At 39.6% G+C, this 24,883-nt stretch carries 24 protein-coding genes and 1 tRNA gene; 6 read left to right on the top strand and 19 right to left on the bottom strand.

Translation table 11 applies throughout. From position 1 onward, the window contains the following. Positions 1–278: 278 nt before the first annotated feature. The 6 genes from N8M93_RS17060 to N8M93_RS17035 form a co-directional block, all read right to left on the bottom strand. Positions 279–941, bottom strand: coding sequence for a TrkA family potassium uptake protein (locus tag N8M93_RS17060; protein ID WP_221563958.1), 663 nt, complete (start codon positions 939–941; stop codon positions 279–281). Between the two features lie 59 nt (positions 942–1,000). Further along, entirely contained in the window at positions 1,001–2,020 is a 1,020-nt protein-coding gene (locus N8M93_RS17055) for a cytochrome d ubiquinol oxidase subunit II (protein WP_261133820.1), read from the bottom strand. A gap of 12 nt (positions 2,021–2,032) precedes the next feature. Further along, on the bottom strand, positions 2,033–3,361 hold the full coding sequence (locus tag N8M93_RS17050) for a cytochrome ubiquinol oxidase subunit I (protein WP_261133819.1): 1,329 nt from the start codon (positions 3,359–3,361) through the stop codon (positions 2,033–2,035). 376 nt (positions 3,362–3,737) lie between these two features. After that, positions 3,738–5,540 (bottom strand): ABC transporter ATP-binding protein, encoded by a 1,803-nt coding sequence (locus tag N8M93_RS17045; RefSeq protein WP_261133818.1) that lies wholly within the window; start codon positions 5,538–5,540, stop codon positions 3,738–3,740. Positions 5,541–5,553: 13 nt separating this feature from the next. Next, positions 5,554–7,308: an ABC transporter ATP-binding protein gene (locus N8M93_RS17040; RefSeq protein ID WP_261133817.1), complete on the bottom strand. Its 1,755-nt coding sequence runs from the start codon at positions 7,306–7,308 to the stop codon at positions 5,554–5,556. A gap of 242 nt (positions 7,309–7,550) precedes the next feature. Further along, complete coding sequence (locus N8M93_RS17035) at positions 7,551–8,099, bottom strand: peroxiredoxin (protein ID WP_221563948.1); 549 nt, start codon at positions 8,097–8,099, stop codon at positions 7,551–7,553. Between the two features lie 329 nt (positions 8,100–8,428). Between N8M93_RS17035 and N8M93_RS17030 the strand changes: the two genes are divergently transcribed. Together N8M93_RS17030 and N8M93_RS17025 are read left to right on the top strand one after the other, a co-directional pair. Further along, a complete protein-coding gene (locus N8M93_RS17030; RefSeq protein ID WP_261133815.1) occupies positions 8,429–9,271 on the top strand; it encodes a mechanosensitive ion channel family protein in 843 nt (280 codons plus the stop codon). Positions 9,272–9,326: 55 nt separating this feature from the next. Then, positions 9,327–9,530, top strand: a complete 204-nt coding sequence (locus tag N8M93_RS17025; protein WP_261133813.1) for a ChaB family protein — start codon at positions 9,327–9,329, stop codon at positions 9,528–9,530. A 121-nt stretch (positions 9,531–9,651) separates the two neighbouring features. Here N8M93_RS17025 and N8M93_RS17020 read toward each other — a convergent pair whose 3' ends face one another. The 5 genes from N8M93_RS17020 to N8M93_RS17000 all read right to left on the bottom strand — a co-directional run bounded on the left by N8M93_RS17020 (position 9,652) and on the right by N8M93_RS17000 (position 15,123). Next, positions 9,652–11,001: a TrkH family potassium uptake protein gene (locus N8M93_RS17020; RefSeq protein ID WP_261133811.1), complete on the bottom strand. Its 1,350-nt coding sequence runs from the start codon at positions 10,999–11,001 to the stop codon at positions 9,652–9,654. 106 nt (positions 11,002–11,107) lie between these two features. After that, positions 11,108–11,356 carry a YkuS family protein gene (locus N8M93_RS17015; protein ID WP_261133810.1) on the bottom strand — a complete coding sequence of 83 codons (249 nt, stop codon included), beginning with the start codon at positions 11,354–11,356 and terminating at the stop codon, positions 11,108–11,110. A gap of 946 nt (positions 11,357–12,302) precedes the next feature. After that, a complete protein-coding gene (locus N8M93_RS17010) occupies positions 12,303–13,430 on the bottom strand; it encodes an N-acetyldiaminopimelate deacetylase (RefSeq protein WP_261133918.1) in 1,128 nt (375 codons plus the stop codon). A 21-nt stretch (positions 13,431–13,451) separates the two neighbouring features. Further along, the gene (gene dapD, locus N8M93_RS17005; RefSeq protein WP_261133809.1) at positions 13,452–14,171 is read right to left on the bottom strand and encodes a 2,3,4,5-tetrahydropyridine-2,6-dicarboxylate N-acetyltransferase; all 720 of its coding nucleotides are present in this window, start codon (positions 14,169–14,171) and stop codon (positions 13,452–13,454) included. Between the two features lie 76 nt (positions 14,172–14,247). After that, a complete protein-coding gene (locus N8M93_RS17000; RefSeq protein ID WP_261133808.1) occupies positions 14,248–15,123 on the bottom strand; it encodes a LysR family transcriptional regulator in 876 nt (291 codons plus the stop codon). Positions 15,124–15,245: 122 nt separating this feature from the next. On the opposite strand from N8M93_RS17000, the gene N8M93_RS16995 reads away from it, so the two are divergent. Beyond that, positions 15,246–15,986: a sulfite exporter TauE/SafE family protein gene (locus N8M93_RS16995; protein WP_314728302.1), complete on the top strand. Its 741-nt coding sequence runs from the start codon at positions 15,246–15,248 to the stop codon at positions 15,984–15,986. Between the two features lies 1 nt (position 15,987). Continuing rightward, positions 15,988–16,356, top strand: a complete 369-nt coding sequence (locus N8M93_RS16990; protein WP_261133807.1) for a VOC family protein — start codon at positions 15,988–15,990, stop codon at positions 16,354–16,356. Between the two features lie 328 nt (positions 16,357–16,684). On the opposite strand, the gene N8M93_RS16985 is transcribed toward N8M93_RS16990, so the two are convergent. Further along, positions 16,685–18,208: an MDR family MFS transporter gene (locus N8M93_RS16985; protein ID WP_261133806.1), complete on the bottom strand. Its 1,524-nt coding sequence runs from the start codon at positions 18,206–18,208 to the stop codon at positions 16,685–16,687. A 79-nt stretch (positions 18,209–18,287) separates the two neighbouring features. After that, positions 18,288–19,343 carry a magnesium/cobalt transporter CorA gene (gene corA, locus N8M93_RS16980; RefSeq protein WP_261133805.1) on the bottom strand — a complete coding sequence of 352 codons (1,056 nt, stop codon included), beginning with the start codon at positions 19,341–19,343 and terminating at the stop codon, positions 18,288–18,290. Positions 19,344–19,518: 175 nt separating this feature from the next. On the opposite strand from corA, the gene N8M93_RS16975 reads away from it, so the two are divergent. Together N8M93_RS16975 and N8M93_RS16970 are read left to right on the top strand one after the other, a co-directional pair. Further along, complete coding sequence (locus tag N8M93_RS16975; protein ID WP_261133804.1) at positions 19,519–19,692, top strand: aspartyl-phosphate phosphatase Spo0E family protein; 174 nt, start codon at positions 19,519–19,521, stop codon at positions 19,690–19,692. Positions 19,693–19,937: 245 nt separating this feature from the next. After that, positions 19,938–20,936, top strand: coding sequence for a glycosyltransferase (locus tag N8M93_RS16970; protein WP_261133803.1), 999 nt, complete (start codon positions 19,938–19,940; stop codon positions 20,934–20,936). Positions 20,937–21,052: 116 nt separating this feature from the next. Here the strand turns inward: N8M93_RS16970 and N8M93_RS16965 are convergent. The 6 genes from N8M93_RS16965 to N8M93_RS16940 all read right to left on the bottom strand — a co-directional run. Beyond that, a tRNA-Ser gene (locus N8M93_RS16965) sits at positions 21,053–21,190 on the bottom strand. Between the two features lie 649 nt (positions 21,191–21,839). Further along, positions 21,840–22,001 carry a hypothetical protein gene (locus tag N8M93_RS16960; protein ID WP_261133802.1) on the bottom strand — a complete coding sequence of 54 codons (162 nt, stop codon included), beginning with the start codon at positions 21,999–22,001 and terminating at the stop codon, positions 21,840–21,842. Between the two features lie 66 nt (positions 22,002–22,067). Then, entirely contained in the window at positions 22,068–22,514 is a 447-nt protein-coding gene (locus N8M93_RS16955; protein ID WP_261133801.1) for a hypothetical protein, read from the bottom strand. An 89-nt stretch (positions 22,515–22,603) separates the two neighbouring features. Then, positions 22,604–22,795 (bottom strand): hypothetical protein, encoded by a 192-nt coding sequence (locus tag N8M93_RS16950; protein ID WP_261133800.1) that lies wholly within the window; start codon positions 22,793–22,795, stop codon positions 22,604–22,606. A 21-nt stretch (positions 22,796–22,816) separates the two neighbouring features. Continuing rightward, positions 22,817–23,407, bottom strand: a complete 591-nt coding sequence (locus tag N8M93_RS16945; RefSeq protein WP_261133799.1) for a hypothetical protein — start codon at positions 23,405–23,407, stop codon at positions 22,817–22,819. Positions 23,408–24,098: 691 nt separating this feature from the next. After that, a partial coding sequence (locus N8M93_RS16940; protein ID WP_261133798.1) for a hypothetical protein occupies positions 24,099–24,883 on the bottom strand: 785 nt, incomplete at its 5' end.

The raw sequence follows: 24,883 nt of genomic DNA, 5'->3' as shown, positions 1-24,883 counted from the left end.
TCACACTTTTTCACCTGCTCCTGTCCCGTAACGCACTGTTTCGAGACAGCTCTCACACTTTTTCACCTGCTCCTGTCCCGTAACGCACTGTTTCGAGACAGCTCTCACACTTTTTCACCTGCTCTTGTCCCGTAAAGACTTGTTTCGAGATAGCTCTCACACTTTTCCACCTACCTCTGTCCCGAATCGAAGTTGTTCCATGTTTATACAGTCCTAAAAAACCTCAAGCCCATATTAAAAAAACCTGATCTCAACTTGTGTTGAAATCAGGCTTCCCCTCAATCCATCAATAGATTCTTTTCTAATCGGCTTATATCGTTATCGGCTCCGATTACGATCAAGATGTCACCTTCAACGATCGTTTGGGTTGCTTGCGGTGATACAATGATTTCTTCATCTCGCTTGATCGCAACGACGTTACAGCCGTAGTTTGCACGGACATCGAGTTCAATCAACGTCTTGTCGTGCATTTTCTGGCTTGCAATCAATTCTACAATGCTATGCTGATCGGACAATTCCAAGTAATCCAGCACATTGTTGGACATGATGTTGTGCGCGATCCTCTGCCCCATGTCTCGCTCAGGGTGGACAATCCGATCTGCACCGATTTTACGGACTACTTTTTCATGGTAGTCGTTTTGTGCTTTCACAGTTATATGAGCAACCCCAAGTTCTTTTAAAATCAAGGTGGTCAGGATGCTTGCCTGAATATTGTCACCGATTGCAACGATGACATGATCGAAATTCCTGATCCCTAAGCTTTTGAGGACACTCTCATCCGTCGTATCCGCAATCACAGCATGGGTGGCAATCGAAGAAAACTCATTGACCCGGTCTTCATCAATATCAATTGCCAGTACTTCCATATCATTATTGCTTAATGAACGGCAGATGCTTCCCCCGAAGCGTCCTAGCCCAATTACAGCGAATTGCTTTTTCATTCTCATTCCTCCAATTGCCCTAAACGTTCAATCTCATCACATTGTACCATATCCTGAAATTATTTTTCTCGATTTCCTTCAACATATTTAGCATCAAAAAGGAACATGCGCATCAAAAGCAGCAACGAAGGGATGAGTAAAAACAATCCTGCGATAAAAGCGATGACCAGAGCAATTCCCATCGTTTCGTTTGTGAACCCAGTATCCAGTGTGATGTAAGGGTACAAAATGTATGGCAGATGGGAAACACCATACCCGAAAAATGCAAACAAGAACTGAAGCATGACGAAAATGAACGCTGTCCCATACCGCTTGTTCTTATATACGTACCAAACTGCAATATTAAAACAGATGAACGAGAGAATGAACATGTATGAGTAATCGATCATTCTATTAAAATGGTCAAGGTTATGCTCACGTAAGGCAAGAAATACCAGAAAGCTTGCAAGAATCGTTGGCGGGCTCCAAAAGAGAGCAAATTTCCTTAGAATCTCAAGAGCTGGCCAATCTTTCGCTTTATTTGCATAAAAACTCAGGAACATGGCGCTGATATACAATACACTTACAATCGCTAAAAATACAACAGACCAGGAGTAGAAGCTTGTAAACAATTCTTTTACAAGAAAAACCACAGTCCCGTTTTCTTCTGTAATGAATCCACCTTCTGATATTGTTAATGCAGTAGATAAAGATGCTGGAATCAATAATCCAGTAGCACCATATAGAAATGTGTAGATATTACTATCCTTTGCTCCATAATTTCCAAAAGCATAAAATGATCCTCTGATTGCGAGTAGAACTAAAGCTATACTTCCTGGAACCAATAAGGCAGTCCCATAATAATAGGCTGTGCTTGGAAAGAAACCTACCAGTCCAACAAAGAAGAAGACAAAGAACACGTTGGTGACTTCCCATACAGGGGATAGATAGCGGCTGATGATTGAATTGATGATGTGATCCCGTTTTGTGATTTTTCCATAATAGGCAAAAAAACCAGCTCCGAAATCGATTGATGCCACAATCAGATATCCATAAAGAAAAACCCACAGTACCGTGATGCCGAGTAATTGTATTTCCATCTTATCCCCTCCTTATCGATCCATTTCTTCAAATTCAGTTTCTGCCGGGTTACTCCTGAACATTTTCAATAATACTGTTGTACAAATCCAGCCAAGGACGACATAAAGACAGAAGAATAAAATGAACATCGAGCCGACGTGTTCACTTGTGGTCGCCCCTTCTGACGTTTGCATTACATGCCACAGGATCCATGGCTGTCTTCCAACTTCCGAGAATATCCAGCCACATTCAATAGCCAGCATTGCAAGTGGTCCAGATGCGACAATCGCCATCAAAAGATATTTAGAATAGGGGTTTCCTTTTTTCCATTTATACATCCATATATACTGTGCTGATAAAGCTAGCAGGAACATCCCGATTCCGACCATCATAACAAATAGATAATGTATGAAAAGCGGTGCTGTTTCATCTTTTGGAAACTCTTCTAAGCCGATGACCTCCGAATTCGGATCTCCATGCGCGAGGATGCTTAAAAATTTCGGGAGTCTTAATCCATACTTCACTTCTCCATTCTCATCAAGAACCCCGCCTACGATCAAGTCAGCTCCTTTTTCCGTTTCAAAGTGCCACTCAGCAGCTGCTAATTTTTCAGGCTGGTATTCAGCGAGATACTTCCCCGAAAAGTCACCAATCAAAACAGTCGAGACCGCGAAGACAAAACCTGTCACCATCGTAAAATGCAAGGCTTTTTTATAATATTCGTTATTGCCCTTTTTCAAGATCATGAAAGCGGTTATCGCTGCTAAAACAAATGCTGAAGTTAAATATGCCGATGATATCACGTGCGCAGCCTTAGTGGGTGTAGCTGGATTGAACATCGCAATCAATGGCTGGATCTCAGTGATCTGGCCATTTTCCAACTTGAACCCCTTAGGTGAATTCATGAATGCATTGACGGTTGAAATGAAAAAAGCTGACGCTGATGCCCCGATCACCACAGGTACTGAGAGTAACCAGTGGTAATAAGGATTTTTGAACCGGTCCCACGTGTATAGATAAATCCCCAGGAAAATAGCTTCGAAGAAGAATGCAAATGTTTCTAAGAATAAAGGTAGTCCAATCACCTGACCTGCCACTTCCATGAAACTTGGCCACAACAAGGACAACTGCAAACCGATACATGTACCAGTGACAACACCTACCGCCACCGTTACAACGAAACCTCTTGTCCATCGTCGAGCTAGTAATCTGTAATGATTATCCTTTCTTCGGATACCTAGCCACTCTGCCCCACTGATGAGCAATGGGACACCAACACCGAGGGTTGCAAAAATAATATGAAATCCTAGAGTCAAACTTGTCAACAAACGACTTAGCATAACGCTATCTAATTCTGGCATCACCGATTTCCCCCTCTGAAATACATTATCCAAAAATCTGGCTAAACCTCTCTTTTTTAAGAGATTTGAGCCAAGTTGGCCATTTCTTCTATACGAAAATATATTACTGTTACTTTACCATATTTATAATCTTCTACAAACGAAAAATAGCAAACAGATGTTACAAATTGATTCTGATCGTGTGAAATATTTGTGAAATATTTCACAAATATATCGTGTTATTATTTTATCAAGTTGCAGTTAATTTGTGAAGTAATGAGCATTTAGGTGTGATAATAAGATTTTAGTCATATGAAGATCCTTTTAGACTTATGAAGGTACTTTCTTAAAGTGAAAAACCACGAACGGCTTTTCAGCCATTCGTGGTCTTCCGCTTTTACATTGCATCCAGCATTTTAAATTGGGAAACGATCAGATCGTAATATTCTCCTTTTTGGCGCATGAGTGAATCATGGTTCCCCTGTTCGATGAGATTTCCGTGATCGAGGACAAAGATGTTATCTGACTCACGGATCGTTGATAGCCTGTGGGCAATGATGATTGCTGTTCGGCCTTTAAGAAGGGTTTGCAAAGCATTCTGGATTTTCAATTCCGTTTCAGTATCGATGCTCGCTGTCGCTTCATCGAGAATCAAAATCCGCGGATCCGCAAGCAACGCCCGTGCAAAGGAGATCAATTGACGCTCCCCGACAGAAAGGACATTTCCTCTCTCTTCAACCTCAGTCTTGTATTGATTTTCCAATTTTTCAATGAATGTACTTGCTCCGACTGCTTCAGCTGCATAGATCACTTCTTCATCTGTCGCATCTGGACGTCCGAAACGGATGTTTTCCATGATTGTTCCTGAAAAAATGAATGTGTCCTGCAAGACCACACTAACTTTTTGTCTCAAACTATCAAGCTTTACATCCCGTAAATCTACACCGTCTATTTTTACTGAGCCTTTTGTTGGGTCATAAAATCGGCTGATAAGGTTTGCGATCGTTGTTTTCCCAGACCCAGTATGACCGACAAGAGCGACTGTTTCACCAGCTTCAATCGTTATATCTATTCCATTCAGTGCTTTACGCTTTTCATCGTATGAAAATTCAACTTGATCGAATTCGATTTTTCCATCGATTTCATCAAAGGTGATCGCGTCTTTCCGTTCTGACACATTCGGCTGTTCATCTAAAAATTCAAAAATCCTCTCACTGGAAGCCATTGCAACCAATAATTGATTGTATACTTGCCCCATTCTGGATATCGGCTCCCAGAACATTCCTAGATAGAATGCAAAGGTTACGAAGACACCATAATCCATTCCATTTTGAATCAGATAGACACCATACCAGATCAAGATGGCAGTTCCAATTGCATTGGACATTTCTACGAATGGACGGAAGACTGCACTTTTCCGAGTGGCATCTTTCCAGCTTTCAAAGGTTTCCCCATTCACGCCTTCAAAGAACCCCATGTTTTCTTGTTCCTGTGTATAGGATTGGGTAACCCGTATGCCTTGAATGCTTTCATTCAAATGGGAATTGAGCTTTGCCTGCTTGATCCGGACTGTCTGCCATGAACGGCGGATGTTTCTTCGTAATTTGGTTGAGATGAAAAACATGATCGGCAAGACAATCATGATTGCTAACGTCAATTCTGGACTTAAGAAGAACATGATGACAAGAATCCCTACAAGCAGAATGAAGTCCATCAATAGATTGATAACCCCATTCGTAAAAAGTTCCTGTAATGAATTGACGTCATTTATAATCCGGACCAGGATCGATCCTGCTGACCGTTGATCGAAAAATCGATGTGAAAGCCTTTGGATATGCTTGAATAATCCTTGTCTAATATCATAAATGATGTATTGGCCTAATTGATTCGTCCATTTGATCCGGAATGTATTCGCAATCCACGCTAAGATATAGAGTCCCGCTATTCCAAATATCAATTGCATCAGAAGGGTTTCGTTTCTATCTTTGATTGCATGGTCGAAAAGCAAAACCCCGATGAAGATCGGTACGACCAGGCGAACTGCTGTTGAAATCAACATTGCAATGATTGATTTCGGCAATAAGTTCGACTTATATGGTTTTATATACCCAAAAAGGCGCAACATTTGAGACCAGTTGAATTGTTTCTCAATCGCTTGATCCTGTGAATAATGAAATCGTTTTTTCGTATTGCTGCTCATCGTACCACCCCCCTTATCCTGTCTGTCTTTCTTTTATTACTTTTTTATCTTTGTATTGGATGTCATAAACCCTGCGGTACATTCCTTCCTGATCGATCAAATCTTCATGTGTACCACGTTGTGCGATCCGACCGTCCTCAAGCACAAGGATTTCATCTGCATGCTTTAAAGAAGAAATACGATGCGCGATGATGAATGTTGTCCTGCCTTTCATCACTTCTCTGAAAGCCTTCTGAATCTTGAACTCTGTCTCCATATCAACAGCACTTGTCGCATCATCCAATATAAGAATACTAGGATCAGATAAGATGGCACGCGCAATTGCAATCCGCTGCTTCTGACCACCGGATAGCCCCATGCCCCGTTCTCCGAGGATAGTATCGTACCCATCCGGAAGTTCCATGATGAAATCGTGAGCTTGAGCCCTTTTTGCAGCATCAACAATTTTTTCAAGTTCGATATCAGCATCTCCATATGCGATGTTATCTCTAATTGATGAGGAAAATAGGAATGTTTCCTGCAGAACCACACCAACATTCTTCCTTAACGATTTGATGGAATACTCTTTGATATCTATACCGTCAATCAATAACTTGCCTTCCTTTGGTTCATAGAATCTTGAAATCAATTGAGTGATGGTGGTTTTACCTGCGCCAGTTGCTCCTAAAAGACCAATCGTCGTTCCTTTTGTGGCTTTGAATGAAACATCTTTCAATGCATATTCTTCTTCACTTGCGTATTTATGTGTAACATTTGCGAACTCCACATCTCCATTCAACTCGTCGATATGCAGCGGGTCTTCTTTGTCCTGGATATCTTCTGGTTCATCTAGAATTTCCAGAAGACGTTCACCAGAAGCTTTTGATTGGGAGAACGTATTGATTACGAATCCAAGGTTCATGATCGGCCAGATGATATACCAGACCAAACTGAAGAATGCAACAAGCTCCCCAGGGTTCAATTGGTTGTTGAAGACAAGAAATCCACCATATGAAAGCAAGAAAACGACACATAGGTTCCCGATCATTTCCATGAGCGGAAAATACTTTGCCCAGATATCTGAGGTGTTCAAGTAGTTATCGCGGTAATCCTTATTGTTATTGACGAATTTCCCGATTTCGAAGTCCTCACGAGAAAGGGATTTGATCGTATTTATTCCGCTTACATTCTCCTGGACTTTCGTATTCAAACGCCCCATCGATTTCCGGATTCCCCGGAATGCCGGATGGACTCTCTTATCGAAACGATAGACAGCGACAGCTAAGAACGGCAGCATGCCTAATGTGACGAATGCAAGAGGGACAGAATAGTAGAACATTACACCTAAACTGAAGGATACGAGCAATAAGAAGTTGATGACCTGTGCGAACCCGAAGGATAAAAAGAACCGAAACCCCTCGACATCAGCAGTCAAACGCGACATCAGGTCTCCGGTCTTCGCATTGTCATAATATCTGAACGGTAAGTATTGCAGCTTTTTATACAATGCCTCCCTTAGTCGATAGACCGCGGTGACACCGAATAAATCCCCTAAATACTGATGGAAGAATGTAGCTGTTCCTTTGATCGCCATCACAATGATGAAGCCGATCGCCAGGTAAGGAATCCATCTGTATTGTTCATTGATGATCACTTCATCAATCGTGAACTGCAGCAGCATCGGATATATGACGGTGATACCTGATACAAATAATAATGAAAATACGGATAGTAAGAAATAGTTACGATAAGGCCAGTAAAATTCCTTCAAACGTTTAAAAGTATCCACAAAAGCACCTGCCTTTTCATTTATGTATTGTTTAAAAAGTCATAATATAAATAATATAACGGATTCCGAAATAAATAACCATAATTTTGCTTAAATAGTTAATTTTAAATTTGCATATTTAAAATCCTTATTAGTACCTATCGGATAATAGTACCGAATCTTTAAATGAACTAATTTTCTGAATTTATTGGAAGAAAAAAATAGAGCCTAACGTTAAGTTAGGCTCTATATCAAAATCTCCATTAAACGTTAAGTGTTTCTTGACCTGGCTTCCAGTTCGCCGGGCAAAGTCCACCTGTTTGAAGAGCTTGAAGGACACGTAGTGTTTCGTCTACGTCACGTCCAATGTTGTTATGGTTGACAACAGAGTACATGAGCTCGCCCTCTGGACTGATGATGAACAATCCACGAAGTGCTACACCTTCTTCTTCAATCAGCACGCCATAGTCTTCAGAGACTTTATGGTTCGTGTCTGCAGCTAATGGGTATTTCAATACGCCTAATCCGTTATCGTCACGGTTTGTGTTGATCCAAGCCAAGTGAGTATGGATCGTATCAGTTGATACACCGATGACTTCTGTATCAAGATCTTCAAACTCATCATAGCGATCGCTCACAGCTGTGATTTCTGTAGGGCAAACAAATGTGAAGTCCATTGGATAGAAGAAAAGGACTGTCCACTTGTCATTCTTCATGTTTTCTTCAAGGCTTACTTTTCCGAATTCTTTGTTTGGAAGTACCGCATCCATTTCAAAGCGCGGTGCTTGTTTTGCTACCATACGTTCTGCCATTCGTAATCCCTCCAAAAAAATGTTTGTAATGTAAGATCGGCACTTAAGCCGAACTTTCCTCACAATTATTGTACATGCTATATTATAGTCTCTATCTAGTTAATAGTCAATATTAAATGAGAATTAATTTAATATAGCATGCTCGACATGCTTACTATAACCAAAAATAGCTATAAGTAAACACTTTAAGCATGTCACACCATTTATTCTAACTTGTTTCGAATACCATCTCAAAGGATATACTCATTATACGTCTTATCAATTGCACGCAACTCTCAGATTTCGTTATAGTATTACTAGTTTGTTACTAGAGTCAAGGAGCTGATAACTTGGAAGAATTATTATCGAAGATTGATTGGGCTGAGATTTTGAAAGATGCGGGAATATTGACGTTTAAGTTGCTATTCATCTTGATTGCGTTCCTGATCGTAAGAGTGGTTGGTAACCGGGTCATCAATAAATCATTTGAAAAAGTCCAGAATCGCAACAATATGTCAGCCGGTCGAGCGATTACACTGAAAAGTATAACGAAAAGCATCTTTTCTTACGCACTCATCTTTATTTTAGTAGTGGCCGTCATGGGAACTTTTGAACTGGATGTCACCGGTCTATTGGCTGGTGCTGGTATCATCGGTTTAGCGATCGGATTCGGCGCGCAGGGACTTGTCAGTGATGTTGTCACCGGTTTTTTCATCCTATTGGAAAAACAGCTGGACGTAGGTGATTATGTAACGGCAGCTGGCTTTGACGGCATTGTAGAAGACACTGGGTTGAGGACGACACACATCCGTGGATTTGACGGAACCCTGCATTACGTTCCGAACCGTGAAATCAGTGCCATCAGCAACCACACTCGGGGAAATATGAGAGCGGTGGTGGATATCGGCATTTCTTATGATGACAATATCGATAAAGCGATTGGTGTCTTGCAAGAAGCATGTGACCGGATCGCCGAGACAAATGAAGAGATCGTTGAAGGTCCCAATGTCCTTGGCGTACAATCACTAGGTTCCTCTGATGTAGTCCTCCGGGTAATCGCAAAAACGAAGAATGATATGCAATGGGGCGTGGAGCGAGAGCTACGCAAAGCACTGAAGGAAGCATTGGACGCAAACGGCATCGAAATCCCGTTCCCACATCAAGTCTACGTACACAAGAACGAAAATCAATAATGTTTATAAGACTGAATATACGGGTACCCTTCTTCACAAAAGGAGGGTACTTTTTATGCCATATGATTCTCATGAAGAACTTCCTGATCAAGTCAAAAACAATCTTCCAAAACATGCACGCGAAATTTATAAAGAAGCATTCAACTCAGCCAGCAAACAATATGAACAGGAGAAAACCGCACATAAAGTAGCATGGAATGCCGTGAAAGAAAAATACGAAAAGAACGAAAACGACAACTGGGTAAAAAAGGATAGCTGATCAGTGCCAGGTACACTTTCAGATCCCTTGGTGCTGTTGAGTTACAAAAGTGTACCTGGCACCAAACAGAACCCCATCAGGCTACAATAGCTTGACGGGGCTTTTTTTGGATTAACAAAATTCAACCTGTAATGATTTCACCGTACGGATAGCGGACTTTTCGGCGTATACTTGGTTTTGCAAGTATAAATAAAAGTGTGAGAGGTCCAAGTTTCCCAAAATACATCAATAAGATGATGACGAATTGTCCGACTGAAGATAATTCACCCGTGATTCCCATCGAAAGACCGCATGTTGAAATCGCCGATACCGCTTCAAACAAAATTTCAATGAAGGATGCGTCTTCAGTTATCATCATGATGAAAACTGTGCTGAATAATATACCCATCAAAATGACAGTTATAGCAAATGCACGGATGATCGTACTATCACTGATTGTCCGCCCCAGTATGACCGCTTCACTTTTCCCTCTTAAAAAGGTCGCAACTGAGAGCAATAAAGCGATGAAGGTGGTCAATTTGATTCCTCCGCCAGTCGAGGTACTCCCTGCACCGATGAACATCAGGATGATTGTGAAAAAGACTGAAGCATCTTCCATACTGCTTACATCCACAGAGTTCAACCCTGCCGATCTTGGAGTCACCGCCTGGAAATAAGAATTGAACAATTTATCGGAGAGTGTCATCTGACCGATCGTTTTAACATTCGTAAACTCGAGTGTGAATATGACAATCAATGCGACAAAATTAATTACCACCGTACCGATGATCATCAGTTTCGAATGGAGGGAAAGTTCCCTGAACTTCCTGCTATAGTATAGATCGAGAATGACTGTAAATCCTAGCCCGCTCAATACGAATAAAGTGGAGATGACCGTCAGAATGACAGGGTTGGTGTTGTGACTGATCAGACTGTCGGACCATATGGAAAAACCAGCACTGTTGAAACCTGAGATACTATGAAAAATACTTGCATAAGTCCCCTGTTTCCACCCCATTTCCGGTACCCACATAGACATTAAAATCAGTGCCCCGATCGCTTCAGAAACGAATGCAAAAATCAACAGGACTTTAACCAACCGGAGAATTCCCCCATAGGATGATTGGTTTAGTGCTTGCTGGATCAAAAGCATGAATCGTATCCCTATTCTTTTACTTAGCATCAGAACAATCAACACCGCAAAGGTCATGATTCCTACGCCGCCTGCTTGTATCAAGCATAAAATGACGATTTCACCGAACAGCGTATAAACGGAACCTGTATCAACCACAACAAGCCCCGTAATCGTAGAAGCTGAGGTCGATGTGAACAAGGCGGTCAGCCAGGTAATCTCTTTCTCGGTAGCTATCGGTAATTTCAACAATAACGTTCCAAGTGTAATCAAAGCGATAAAAGAAAACGCTAAAATCCTTGGCGGTGTTAATACAATTCGTTTAAATTGTTCAGGAATACCTATATTCTGAAGATTCATATGTACAATACCCTCTCAAATCACAAACATTCTTGAGAACTAAGTATACCCAAATATGCCCATTATGTACATTTGAAAAAGAAAAGAGGACAGCTGATGCCATCCCCTACTGTTGATTCAAACGTTGGTCAACCTGTTGGCAAACTTCATCTGCCGAAAAGCCGTGTGCATTGATTACTGAACCTTTTGTTACTGCATTTTGGATCCCCATTACATTTTGATCCTGGCCAGTGATCACACAGCAATCACAATCTTCAGCATCCTGTTCCTGGCGTAATTGCTTTACTTCATACCCTTTGCTTTGCAATGCCTCCTGGACATCTGTCAACGATTGTTCTACTCCGATTCTTGGCATTTCATCCACCTCCTCTGCGAATATTGTTAATGTAACCTCATCAAAGGAGTGCTATACATAATATGGAAGCTCGGAAATCTGTTTGCTAAAAAATCTATTCAGGTAGTCCAAATAGTTCAGATGGATCCCACAGGAGTCTCGCACCTTGCTCTCCCATCAACTTGCACAAGGTAGTTTATTAAAAGGACTCAAAAGCAACAATCTTTTAGTAAAGTGCCAATATAAAAAAAGAGCCCATTCCGTTTTGGGGTGCAAAACCTATTAATGACATCAGAAATGTTCTGTGAATTGACTACAGAAAATTTTGCTTTAATATCAAGGCTTCTCAAATAATTAATGAGAAATTGACAGTACAAATGACACGGTATTTTTATTGGACAACAGTTATTGTACGATCAAAGGAGGTTGTCAAAATGCGTGCCGTTTGTGTTGCCATTTTTGATGTCATTTTTTCTTTAGCAGCTCTTTCTTGCGGTAAAATAAGGATGTGTAAATGAATATTGTAATTCCATTAAAAGGCCGGATTGTTGAAGAAGGAATGCAGATTGGGCGTAACGGACAGGAGAGCCGTTATTTGTGACAAAAAAGCCAATTTCAGTATGCTAACGGACACCAGAGACGTTATTTGTAAAAAAGTCTATTGTTTTGGATGATTTTGGAGCAAATAAGGTCTCCTGTGTCCGTTAGATTTTGTAATCACATGTATTTCATAAAAATAAGGTCCTCTGTGTCCGTTAGGTTTTATAAATGAGTCATTTAAAGGGAGCTTTAATGGAATAAGAAGAAAATTAAGATCCCTTTCTGTAAAGACAAAAAGACTCGTCAAATAAACGAGTCTTTTTTTATACTCTATTCCAGTTACAGTGACAAAACGCGTGTCATTATGATCACTATTTTTGATTTTGCACCTCTTAACGGAACCCTTTAATCACAGGACTCTGATTACCTACTTCATTTTATCTTCTAAATAACCGATCAAGACGGTAGTCGCTACCTCTAACGCATCTTCTTGCGGTTCGATTTTCGAATGATGGAGGCCGTAAGGCGTGTCAACACCTAGCCAAAACATGAACCCCGGTATTTCTTTCAAGAAATAACCGAAATCTTCCCCTGTCATTGCTTTATCAACAACACGTATGGGATATTGAGGCAGATTACTTTCCATGAACTCACAAAATTCCCTCGTAGGTATTGGGTGATTATCAACTTGATAATAGTTAGCACCATAATCAATGGCAGCGTGACATTCAAAACCGGATTCTATACCGTTTACCAGTGCCTCGATCCGTTTCTTCACAATACTCATCGCTTCTGGTGATAGTGTTCGGATCGTTCCTTCGATTCGAGCGTTTTCTGCAATGATATTCTGCTTTGTTCCGCCTGTAATTTTACCGATGGTCACTACCGCAGAATCGAGCGGGTCCATATTCCGGGACACAATCGTTTGCAGCTGCGTTACCAGATGACTTGCTGCCACTACCATGTCATTCGCCTCATGGGGATATGCCGCATGCCCTCCCCTGCCCTTCAAATCGATGAAAAGCTCAGAAGTATTAGCAAACAGCAACCCTTCTTTAATACCAACCGTCCCTACTGGAAGGTTTGGAGCGATATGCAGTGCCATCATCATATCCGGGCGCTCCGCATTAAATTCATCACTTTGCAGCATCGGCAATGCTCCTCCAGGACCTTCTTCAGCAGGTTGGAATACGAATAAAAGATTGTCTTTCGGGCGTTTTGTTGCAAAGTGTGTCAATACACCCAAAGCGATTGTCATATGAAAATCATGACCGCAAGCATGCATCATTCCAGGATGTTCAGAACGGAAATCATAAGTGGTTTCCTCGCTGATCGGCAAGCCATCAATGTCGGTTCTATAACCGATCGTCTGTTCAGGGGCAGAACCAGCCACTTTCACCAGAAACCCTGTTCTCCACTCTGTAATCTGAAGAAAATCTTGAGGAAGTGTATCAATGTATTTTAATAAAAATTGCTGGGTTTTCACCTCTTGAAAACCCAGCTCAGGAATCCGATGCAATGCACGTCGGATTTGTATCAGTTGTTCGAGAGGCATCATCTGTCGCTCTCCCCTTTATTAGTCTTCTTTCAATTGACGAAGCTCTTGCTTGATTTCAGTCTTCCCTTTCGTCTTTTCATCAATCTTCTTGATGACGCGAGCTGGTGTTCCAGCAACCACGGACATTGGAGGTACATCTTCTGTAACGACCGCTCCTGCAGCTACCACAGAGCCTTCACCGACACGTACACCTTCTAAGATGACCGCGTTCGCTCCAACGACAACACCATCTTCAACAACGACTGGGCTTGCAGAAGGTGGTTCAATGACACCGGCTAGGACTGAACCTGCACCGATGTGGCAGTTTTTCCCGACCGTCGCACGTCCACCAAGGACGACATTCATATCGATCATCGTACCTTCTCCGACGACAGAACCGATGTTGATCATCGCGCCCATCATGATGACTGCATTCTTCCCGATTTCTACTTGGTCACGAATGACTGCGCCTGGTTCGATACGAGCTTGTACACCTTTCAGATCCAACAAAGGAATCGCTGAATTACGGCGATCATTTTCTACCACGTAATCTTCAATCGCTTTTTCATTCTTTTCGATTGCTTCCTTTATTTCTTTCCATTCACCAAAAAGTACTCCGGTATTTCCTGTAATGAATGATTTCGTATTCGATCCGAAATCAATTCCTTCCAGAACACCTTTGATATGTACTTTTACGGGTGTAGACTTTTCACTATTTTGAATAAACGAGATAATTTCGTTTGCATCCATCATTTTCATGTGTGTATCCTCCTATAGGCTCGTTTTTTCTTTCAATCGCGTTCATTTTATCGTATTTTCCTACGGATGTTAAGTATTACGTTCTATGTTTCACCGACTTGATCAGATCGATGAATGCTCGGACTTGCTTCAATTGATGGGAAGCCTCACTATTGATGATCCAAGTGTCCCTGCTCAAGGGTTCACCATGCTCATTCAATATCGGGATTGTGTGGATATTCCTGTCTTGCCTGGTCAAGCTTATTGAAGGAAGGATCGCATAACCAATACCATTCAAGGCCATCTGTTTACAGGTTTCGATCTGATCGACGACAATTGTCCGTTTGGGGGGAGACTTGAATTTCTTCACCCACCAGTCCTGTATCTCCTGATAATAGGTGGAATGACTCTTGAATTGGATGAAAGGTCTGGAGGTATCATTCAATTCCTCAAGAGATTGGATTTTCGTATCGACGAGATGAAGCTCATCACTCATCAAATGCTCTTTTGGTCCCTTCCAATCTGGATAACCCCGGATGATCCCCACATGGTAATGATCACTGAACAGCTGCCGCTGGACCTCGCTGCTCCACCCTGTAACAAGTGAAATTTTCACATTCGGATACTGTTCCACATATTCCTTAAGGACGTTCGGAAGCCAGTATTGACCAATGATCGATGCAACAGCGATCTTCAACGTTCCGTGTACGACATCCCCAAGCGATAAAATTTCATCCTGCAGATCCTCTTCAGTCTGGAGGGTCTGGTTTACGAATTCAATGACCTTTTCCCCCGCTGGAGTTAATGTCAATCCTTTTTGGGATCGTATAAAAATCTTGGCTCCCCATCTCTGTTCGATCGATTGCAATCTCTGACTCAGAGCTGGCTGTGAGACATAAAGCCGTTCAGAGGCTTTACGCATATTCAATTCGGCAGCCAACACATTCAATACTCTAAATTCGGTCATCTGCATGCACTGTTCACACCTTCACTGATAAGTTATTCTTATCATAGATCATAAAAAAACCGTCATTTTATTATAGCTGACTTTCCCATATGATAACAATAGACGCTAAAATGGAAGAAGGTACCATTATGACTCTATTATTAATCTTCATCGGTTTTGTGGCTACATTTATTGGTACACTTGCTGGAAGCGGTGGTCTCATCAATCTGCCAGCCATGCTGCTGGCTGGAATCCCAGTTCATAATGCCATTGCTTCTAACAAATTCTCTAATATGCTCAGTTCCTTTTCAAGTTTTTTCGTCCTCTTGAAAAGAAAAGAAGTAAAGCTGAACGCCGCCTTGAAAATCGCCCCTTTCAGCTTTATTGGAGGAATCATGGGCGGTTTGATTGCTTCGTCACTATCAGAACGGACGATGATCATCATAGGAATCTGCCTTTTGGTTATCGCTTTTCTCACCTCTTTCATCAAGAAACCGCCACAACAAGAGGATGGACATGAAAAATTATCATTATGGAGTTATCCGGGATTATTAGGAATCGGGACCTATGATGGCATGTTCGGGCCTGGTCAGGCAACCTTTCAAATGTACCTTTTCTTTTATCAAGGAATCTCATACCTGCGCACCATCGCTTATACTAGATTCAATACTTTTCTAAGCTGTTTCGGAGGCTTCATCAGTTTCTATGTCACAGGATATGTCCGATGGGATGTAGCAATTCCGTTATCCATCGGTTCATTGATTGGAGCTCAAGTCGCCGTCCGGCTTGCTGGCAAGTTATCAAAATCAGTAGTGAAATTGATTTTACGGATTATCACAGTGTTACTTTTCACTCAACTCATCTATCAGTTTCTAGGAGGGAAATTATAGGATGAAAATCGAATTCAAAAGACTTCATCATGTTCAGATCTGTATACCCACTGGGGAAGAGGAGAAAGCTCGCAGGTTTTACAGCGAGGTTTTGGGAATGACAGAAATCGAGAAACCGGAAGCATTGAAAAGGAATGGCGGATTATGGTTCCAGGTTGCGGACATCGAATTGCATATTGGAACGGAACCTTATACGGAAAAAAGCAAACGTCATCCCGCTTTCGAGGTTACCGAGCTTGACAATGTAAAAGCACACCTTGTAGCAAGTGGTGTATCGGTCAAGGAAGAAACACAAATTCCAGGAATCAAGCGCTTTTCCTTTCTCGATCCCTTTCATAATCGAATCGAACTTCTTGAAAAGAACCGTTGACATGGTAGTTGTTAAACGGAGAAATCATCCCTACAATTAGAGGACAACAGAGACCTTATTTGCTCCAAAAACACTTACATTGGGAATTTAGAGGACACCAGAGACCTTATCTACCTCTATTCATTAAAATAAAGTCTATTTTTACCCCGGATAACGGAACAGATGTCCTCTAAATTTTTAAAACAACCCATTTTATCAAAAATAGCGGCACGATTGTCCTCTAATTCTAAAAAGTTCACACCTAATGTTGTGTTAATACCACACAAACGACCGGACTGTCATGAGCTGAAACTTTTCAGTCAGTCAAGCCGGCAAAAAGATCATCCCCTTATTTGTGTTCTAGCTTCTGCTCATCCTTCTTCGGAAGAAAAGCAATTAACAGAAAGCTTATGATCGCTAATATACACACTCCGATGTAGACACTATCAAGCGAAAACGTCAAACCTTCTTGTAAAATCTCAAGGGTCTCCGGGGATAATTTCTCCCGCTGCGATTTTTCAAGAAGGATGTTTGCGGCATCAATTGATAATGAGTCATCCAGATTCGCTCCATGTTCCTCTAAGTAATTTTGAAGCCGATTGTTCAGAATACCTCCTAAAAGCGTTGCACCGATTGCACTTCCAAGGATCCTCATGAACATATTTGAAGCTGTTGCGACTCCTCGTTTTTCCCAGTTGACCGAGGATTGGATAGAAACGATGAAAGTCGTAGTCGAGAGGCCCATTCCAACACCGATGATGAATGAACCGATGGCAGCCCAGATCGGTCCTTTTACCGGGTCAAGCGCAACAAAAAACAACGATCCCAATACAAGTGCGATCCCTCCACCAAGAGCGACTGTCCGGAAACCTAGCTTTATAATCAATCTTCCAGCCAAGGTAGAGGCAATCGGCCAACCGATCGACATGGTTGTAAGCGTGAAACCTGCTACAAGAGGGGACTCCTCCATGACCCCTTGTACATAAGCCGGTAAAAAAGAAGAAATACCGAATAAGATTGCACCGGTGGTCAGTGAAGCAAGATTCGCTAAAGTGATCAAGCGATCCTTCCAAATACTGAGAGGCATTGTCGGTTCAGCAGCACGACGTTCCTGGATGATGAACAATAAGAAACTTACAGCAAATGTTCCGATCAACCCGATGATTTGCCAGGAAGTCCAAGGAAGTGAGACTCCCCCCTGGATCAGGGCAATCATCAAACTGCTGACAGCAACGAAAATCAACAATGCGCCTATGTAATCAATCTTGTGTTTTTTCTTCTCGATGTCCTCATGTAAAAATAAATTCGTCCCCAATATCGCGAGGATGCCGAGTGGGATATTGAGCCAGAAAACCCAGGCCCACTCCCAGTAAAGGACGATGAACCCGCCGAGAGCTGGTCCAAGGACAGCCGAAATTCCCCAGACACTTGCTAAATACCCCTGGATTTTCGCCCGTTCCTCCATCGTATACATATCTCCAACTATCGTAGTTGCGATCGGCATCACTGCTCCTGCACCGAATCCCTGGATTAAACGGGAGATGATGAGCATTTCCATCGTTCCTGCAAAACCGCACATCACCGAACCGATCATGAACATGCTGATTCCGAATGTGAAAACGGGTTTTCGACCGAACAAATCGGATAATTTTCCATAAATCAATATCGTCACAGCCTGCATTAACAGATAAGCTGAAAACACCCAACTGTATAACCTGAAGCCTCCCAAATCAGCGACGATACTTGGCATGGCGGTTGAAACGATCGTACCTTCAATGGCGGCCATGAACATCGCCAAAATGACCGCTGTTAGAACAAGTGGTCTCAGCGTAGTCTTTTCCTTGATTCCAATCAGAATATCTTCTTTCGTCATAGATTCACTTCCGTTTATTACGTATTAATAATGCCCTCCCATTATATCAACTTTATTCCTTTATTTGTTAGACAATTCATCAGAACCAACGTTTTGTTTTGAAAAAGAGGATCATCCCCAAAGTCATTGCTATCATGACACCCCACACGATCGGATACGACCACCGGTCATTCAATTCTGGCATATACTCGAAGTTCATCCCGTAAATTCCAGCAATGAATGTCAGCGGAATGAAAATCGTTGAAACAATCGTTAATACTTTCATGACCTCATTCATCTTGTTACTGACACTTGAAAAATAGACATCCAACAGATTGGCCGCCATCGAACGTGTCATTTCCACCATATCCATCACATGAATGACATGATCGGATACATCTTTCAAATAAAAGCCTGTATTCAAATCAATGATTTTCGATTTTTCAAGCCCGGTTATGATTTCTTTTACAGGCCACACTTGTTTTCGAAGATACATACCTACATTCTTATAATTATAGATCTTCTGTAGAACCGTTTGATCGGGGTGCAAGACCATTTCCTCTTCTACCTGCTCGATATCAGATGAAATCCGCTCAGATTCAACTAAATACTGGTCGACGATTGCATCCAAAATGGAATAGACCAGATACCCAGCACTCATGTTCCGGATATTCCCTAGATTCTGTCGAATTGTTTGCCTGACAGGATCCAGTACATCCCCCTCCTTCTCCTGGAAAGTGATTATGGCTTGATCTTTTACAATGATACTGATTTGTTCTTCTTTAATATCAATTTCCTCACGATCATACCAGACCATTTTCAAAATCATCAGCACATAATTATCTAACACATTGATCTTCGGGCGATGTTCTGTATTCAATATGTCTTCTATAAGTAAAGGATGTACTCCGAAATCATCACGGACTCCTTTAAATACCTCCTTATTGTGAAGACCTTCAATGTTAATCCAGGTCACACTGTCTGTTTCTGCGTACGCTAATGCTTCCTGGATCGTATCGACAGATTTTTCTTCTAATGCATCACCTTCATAGTCGATCAAAGAGACTTTTGTAAACGAGGCTTCTTCATCCCCGACATATACTAATGAACCAGGGGGTAATCCCTTTTTCTTTTCCAAATCTTCTTGTTTCCCCATTCGATCATCTCCTTATCCATCTATGACTTTTTATCTAAATGCTGATTGTAACGCATGTTAATTTTATTCTATTATTGTCGAATCATCAGAAGTTTCGGCGAAAGACTTCCATAGATCTTGTTTTTGTAAGATAATGTACAAGGTCAACTCGAAACTTAGGTATGGAGGTAAAAAAATGTTAGTTCACACAATCGAACGAAAAAGAGAACAAATGCTAGAGACAGCTCGTGTTTATGGCATGTCATCTAGCGAAACCCTTAAATGCAGCCAAGAGTTGGACAAGCTTCTACAACTACATTTAGCAAACAACATTCGTGAACGAAACTTGAACAAACTCAAGATTTCCTGATTTTAATATATTGAAATATGGTCATATGAACTTGAAAGAGCATTTCAAAGATTAAAATTGGGCAGATCTTATGGAGAAAACTATTCCCCAATTTACTCATTCCCACACTTCAAAAAAGTGTGGCGCAAATAAAACCTCTTCGATCCAAGTATCGGAGAGGTTTCCTTTTTGCATCCATCCCGTGTAGTGACATATACAGTAAATGAAGTAATATACATACTAAAAAATGAGTGAGGAGACTTGATATGCTCATTTCTGTCGTAATGGCTGTATACAATGGGGACCATTATCTACAAGAAGCGATAGAAAGCATTTTAAATCAAACTTATCAGGACTTTGAATTCATCATTGTCAATGATGGTTCATTCGATAATACCGCTGAAATTTTGAAGGACGTACAAGATTCAAGAGTAAGGATCATCCACATTCCTGAAAATAAGGGTGCCGCGAATGCGTTGAACATCGGAATCAGGAAGGCTACCGGTAAATGGATCGCTATCCAAGACGCAGATGACATAAGCATCCCCACCCGACTGGAAGAACAAGCCGTTTATATACAAGAACATCCTCATCTAGCAGCACTCGGGACACTTAAAAAATGTTTTAGCGGTAATAAAGAAATTCCGTCTAAGCGATTACGTTCCGAAGAATTCGGTAATTTTCTCATTTCAAGTGAGCATATGAAAGCATACAGATTCTACATCAACCCCTTATGTCATGGATCCGTCCTATTTTCAAAGAAAATCTTTGAGGAAGTTGGTGGATATGATACTTCTTACAGAATTTGCTATGATTACGATTTATGGATGAGGATGTTTGAAGTAGGTGAAATCCACAAAATCAACAAGAAACTTTATCAATATAGAATACATGCTGATTCCATAAGCAATAAAAAGCAACTTTATAATGAAGATTGGGTCGTTGCATCCAATTATATAAAAAAGTCTGTAAAGAACGAACGCAACTCAGGACGTGATCCCCAGATCATTGTTTTGGGTAATTCCCAAGCATGTAATGAATTCAAGGAAGTATCTATGGTCAGTAATATGAAGGTTCACAGCTATATAAAAACGACTGGTTCTGATAACAGTGAAAAAATCTATCGGCTTTTTCATGAAAACAAAATCGATGGCGTGGTCGTATTGGAAGGGCTCCAATTCAATACCACGTTTCAAGCTCTAGAGGATAAAGGGATGGAATTGAACAAGAACCTTTTTAAAATTTGGGCTGGCTATTGGGGATAAGTGAAAAACACTTTTTACGTTCTTATATAAGTGCTGTTTTCGTAAACTTAGAAAAAAGCCTATATAAAAAACCACGGAACACATTTTTGTGCTTCGTGGTTTTGTTATCGTATGTATGGTGACCCGTACTGGGCTCGAACCAGTGACCTCCACCCTGTCAAGGTGGCGAAACACGAAACTTGATGTATAAAGGGTTAGCCAACATTTATAAAGATTGACTATCACACACCTTGATTTACCGATTGACTATTGTCTTCTTGAATGCTGCCATGCAACAAATTCTAATTAGTAAAAGCATTTTTTTACGTTTTGATTTCTAATTCCAATCACCGCATTGAATTGTGAATTAATCAGTTTATATTATACATTCTTTAATATCAACACTTCTCTATTACCAGTAGCCATAACATATTGCATATAATCCTGCATATCCCATAGCATTATTCACCTATAAAACTAGGTGAGGTGTTGAATTATCAGCCCCAATCATGAAAAATTTTTGTAAGTTGTCCGTCAGCGTATTACAGTCGATGTATTCACCCTATTGTTCCACACTAGGAATTTATCCTTTATTACACTAAATCGGATTGTCGTAAGCCCTTTCATAGCACTATAACCACATCAGCACATTACCACACATATTCCCACAGCACATTTCACACTACCTCAATTCATTTACAACTATATATAGTCCTACTTTTATTCTTTCTTTTATATTCCTCGATCTTCTTCTTCATTTCATCTTCATCTTATAACATTGCCCATCATTCTTATTCACCACTCCTTGCTTCTCAGTAAATAAATCATGCACTTGAAGGAAATTCTTTAACATTACTATGTTACCATCCTTAATTTCCATTACTTCAGGCAACCTGTCAATTGTAATACGGACTATCTTCTTTTTTAATTCCTTATTAATAAATCATCCTGTCTCCAATTGTATAAGACTTTCCTTGTTACAGAACATTTCTCTGCGATTTCTTCTAAGGTTAATCCACCACGGTCAGGCATAACAAGATATTCAATAGCAATATAATGCTCTGTCCATAAATTCCTTAACGCCATTATTATCACTCCTCTCAATAAAATAGACAAAATAAAAAGCACCCTTCCGGATGCTCAATAAAATTGTTATTTAGCTAAGTTTTCATATGACACATTCTCTCTAAATACCTTCCTACATTCTTTATCTTTAAAATTTAGCACTACACATATTTCATCCTCTAACTCATGAAAGAATCCTTGGAGCATTAAATATGCATGTTTAGGTTTTATTAATACTTTATTTTTCCCTTCTGCTACAAGGTGAAAAGGTACTTGAGGAATAGGTACCCTTTTATCCATCATTGCAAATTTCTCAGAAATCAACAAACCCCACTTTTTTTTACCAATTTTACTGTCACTTAAATCATCAACATATCTTACTCTTTCATAATTTTGATACAATAAATCAAGGATCTTCAAGACATGTTTTTTGTCCTCTTCATAATTTTTGTTGATTGTTTGCCCTAATTTTGAATCAAATAAATACTCACATTCCTTCATCCTTAAAAGCAATTCTTTTGGTTCAATTGTCATGTTTACTCCCTCCCAAATTGAATGTATTCAGGTCGGGACTTATTTATTATAAATATATTATAAAAAATAAAAAGCACCTTAAGGGTGCCTTAATGATTCCTTTGATTTAGTTCACGAATATTTAATCGATATTTTTTTACGATTTTATTAAACTTTGCCATTGCAATACGTCTTCTCCCCATTGAAATACCGGGGTTATTTATTATTTTATATAGATTTTCTAATACTCCTAAAATTTCTTCCTCTTTTTGTTTTTTATGAGGCAACATTTCTGTTGACATTCTTAACCACCTCATTTAGTCTTATTTAATATCTTTATGTTTACCACTGCCCGTTTGATCATAACTTTGTGACATTTCTTCTTTTGCGGCTGATCTGGATCTCACTTGTTCTAATGTGTCTTCTGTACTTTCTAAATTTAAAAGCCAATTATTTAGCTGTTGGGATTTTAAATATGACAATCCAGCAAATCCTGCTAATAAAGAAGTTGAAATTAAAGCAAACTGACTTTGAACATCAGCCAATTCAATTGCAGTTTTAGCAAGTATTCCTGCCGCAACCCCAATTAACATATCTCCCAAAAAGCCTAAATCAATCATAATCGTTTCATCTAATATTTCTTCATCATCTGTATCTCTTTTCCATATCCTAAGACCAATTATAAAACAAATAAAATCAATTACAATCAATATAATAATATGTAAAGGAAATTTAGTAATATTATACCAACCTTTTAATTGAATCGGAATTCTATAAGGTATTGAAATTGTAGGTAATTGAATAACACCATGATTTCGATAGTGACCAATAACAGCACCTATTAACCCCATAATAATAGGTAGATTAAATTGTACCCAGAATTCTTTAAATGTAGTAATGTTTATGCTCTCCATGAAACCCCTCTTTTTTTATAGCAAATTATAAGGCTTATGGTATTACAACACTAATCCTAAAAACTAAAGATCAGCCCCTATATGTTATCCAGACTATAATTGCTCTCACTTTCATGTAATACTTTTTCTGAATGTTGTTGATCTTCCTAAATACTTGACAACAAAATCACTCCTTAAAGATAATTACTTACAATATTCTCCAAGAAGCATTTGAACCCCTTCTTTTTCCATAATATAAGACACCTCATAGGAGATGCCAATTAATAATTATTTATTTTACTTTAATTACTTCTAGTCCATCTTTTAGAATATCAATATTTTCATCCCAGATGTTAACTACATTGTTGTGGTACATCTCATGCTTCATTCCACTGGTACCAAATGTTTTACTTTTATCGTAATCAATATAATGATGTCCAAAGATAGGCTGATTGGTCGGTATAACTTGAAATAACAACAATTTACATCATTTACCGGTTTCGGTTTGTACAATTTTGTAGATCTCTCAACTCTAAATGATAAGCAGCGTGTTGATTATTCTCAATCCCATTTCCTTAAAGTTTAACCTCTCTCCATAATTAAACTTCAAATAAAGCTTTTAAAATCTTGTAATCTAATTATGTAAGCCCTTTTTCATTACTCATAACCACATCCCCCATTTTATATATTATGGGAAGTTCGGCATATTACTTTACCGTTTTTTAATTTGATCCATTTCTTTACTTACTTCTCGAAGGTCTTTCAACTCTTCATCAGTGTATAAATCAAATTCACTTGGGCTAAGATTAGTTAAATAATATTCAAACTCATCATTGCTAAAATCCTCAACTTCAAAAGCATAGGTCTTAAATTTATTTAAAAATTTTCTTTTATTATTAAGCACCCATACTTTTTTTCTTTTTTTATCATATATGTCGATTGTGTTTAAAGCGAATCCATCACCACTGTATTGCTCCCTTCGTAAATTAAATTGCGAGCCTGGGCTCCTAGATACTTTCCTTAACTCATCAAAAGCTAAATCTAGTGATGGATTATCATAAATGGTACTAACTTTTAATATGTTTTTTACTTCGAATGCAACAAACCTTTTTGCACCAAATAACACCCAGCCAAAATAATGTATAAAATTCTTATATGAGCATGAAATTTTAAAGTTTCTATTTACGAAAGGTTTGATAATATACGAATTTATGGAATCATCTAAATCAATTATTTCTATTTCTGAGTCCGCAAAAATAAAATTAATATCGTTCATAAACATACCTAAAAAACCTCTTTCATAAATCTTAGGTGCAGTTTCATAAGTTATAAAACCAGTCTCAAGCAAGTATTCAATTGTCTGTTCATCATTTTCAGCTTTTAACCACGTGAAAATTTTGTTTGTGACAGCAAAACGATCAGTTTTATTTTCAATAACATATTCTCTCATTGCTTCTAACAAATGATTTCTTTCTGTTAGTAATTCTTTTATTTTAG

The sequence above is a fragment of the Bacillus sp. Marseille-Q3570 genome (genome assembly GCF_946151055.1).
Lineage (GTDB): Bacteria > Bacillota > Bacilli > Bacillales > Fictibacillaceae > Pseudalkalibacillus.
This window is presented reverse-complemented; position numbering and strand designations above follow the sequence as displayed.

Bases quoted from the DNA above. Each gene is read 5' to 3' on its own strand.
- N8M93_RS16950 (WP_261133800.1), bottom strand. From the start codon at position 22,795: ATGTCAACAGAAATGTTGCCTCATAAAAAACAAAAAGAGGAAGAAATT.
- N8M93_RS17000 (WP_261133808.1), bottom strand. From the start codon at position 15,123: ATGCAGATGACCGAATTTAGAGTATTGAATGTGTTGGCTGCCGAATTG.
- N8M93_RS17055 (WP_261133820.1), bottom strand. From the start codon at position 2,020: ATGGAAATACAATTACTCGGCATCACGGTACTGTGGGTTTTTCTTTAT.
- N8M93_RS17035 (WP_221563948.1), bottom strand. From the start codon at position 8,099: ATGGCAGAACGTATGGTAGCAAAACAAGCACCGCGCTTTGAAATGGAT.
- N8M93_RS17050 (WP_261133819.1), bottom strand. From the start codon at position 3,361: ATGCCAGAATTAGATAGCGTTATGCTAAGTCGTTTGTTGACAAGTTTG.
- N8M93_RS17060 (WP_221563958.1), bottom strand. From the start codon at position 941: ATGAAAAAGCAATTCGCTGTAATTGGGCTAGGACGCTTCGGGGGAAGC.
- N8M93_RS17010 (WP_261133918.1), bottom strand. From the start codon at position 13,430: ATGCCTCTCGAACAACTGATACAAATCCGACGTGCATTGCATCGGATT.
- N8M93_RS17025 (WP_261133813.1), top strand. From the start codon at position 9,327: ATGCCATATGATTCTCATGAAGAACTTCCTGATCAAGTCAAAAACAAT.
- N8M93_RS16985 (WP_261133806.1), bottom strand. From the start codon at position 18,208: ATGACGAAAGAAGATATTCTGATTGGAATCAAGGAAAAGACTACGCTG.
- N8M93_RS16960 (WP_261133802.1), bottom strand. From the start codon at position 22,001: ATGGCGTTAAGGAATTTATGGACAGAGCATTATATTGCTATTGAATAT.
- N8M93_RS16945 (WP_261133799.1), bottom strand. From the start codon at position 23,407: ATGGAGAGCATAAACATTACTACATTTAAAGAATTCTGGGTACAATTT.
- N8M93_RS16995 (WP_314728302.1), top strand. From the start codon at position 15,246: ATGACTCTATTATTAATCTTCATCGGTTTTGTGGCTACATTTATTGGT.
- N8M93_RS17015 (WP_261133810.1), bottom strand. From the start codon at position 11,356: ATGCCAAGAATCGGAGTAGAACAATCGTTGACAGATGTCCAGGAGGCA.
- N8M93_RS16975 (WP_261133804.1), top strand. From the start codon at position 19,519: ATGTTAGTTCACACAATCGAACGAAAAAGAGAACAAATGCTAGAGACA.
- N8M93_RS17020 (WP_261133811.1), bottom strand. From the start codon at position 11,001: ATGAATCTTCAGAATATAGGTATTCCTGAACAATTTAAACGAATTGTA.
- N8M93_RS17045 (WP_261133818.1), bottom strand. From the start codon at position 5,540: ATGAGCAGCAATACGAAAAAACGATTTCATTATTCACAGGATCAAGCG.
- corA (WP_261133805.1), bottom strand. From the start codon at position 19,343: ATGGGGAAACAAGAAGATTTGGAAAAGAAAAAGGGATTACCCCCTGGT.
- N8M93_RS16990 (WP_261133807.1), top strand. From the start codon at position 15,988: ATGAAAATCGAATTCAAAAGACTTCATCATGTTCAGATCTGTATACCC.
- dapD (WP_261133809.1), bottom strand. From the start codon at position 14,171: ATGAAAATGATGGATGCAAACGAAATTATCTCGTTTATTCAAAATAGT.
- N8M93_RS16970 (WP_261133803.1), top strand. From the start codon at position 19,938: ATGCTCATTTCTGTCGTAATGGCTGTATACAATGGGGACCATTATCTA.
- N8M93_RS16955 (WP_261133801.1), bottom strand. From the start codon at position 22,514: ATGACAATTGAACCAAAAGAATTGCTTTTAAGGATGAAGGAATGTGAG.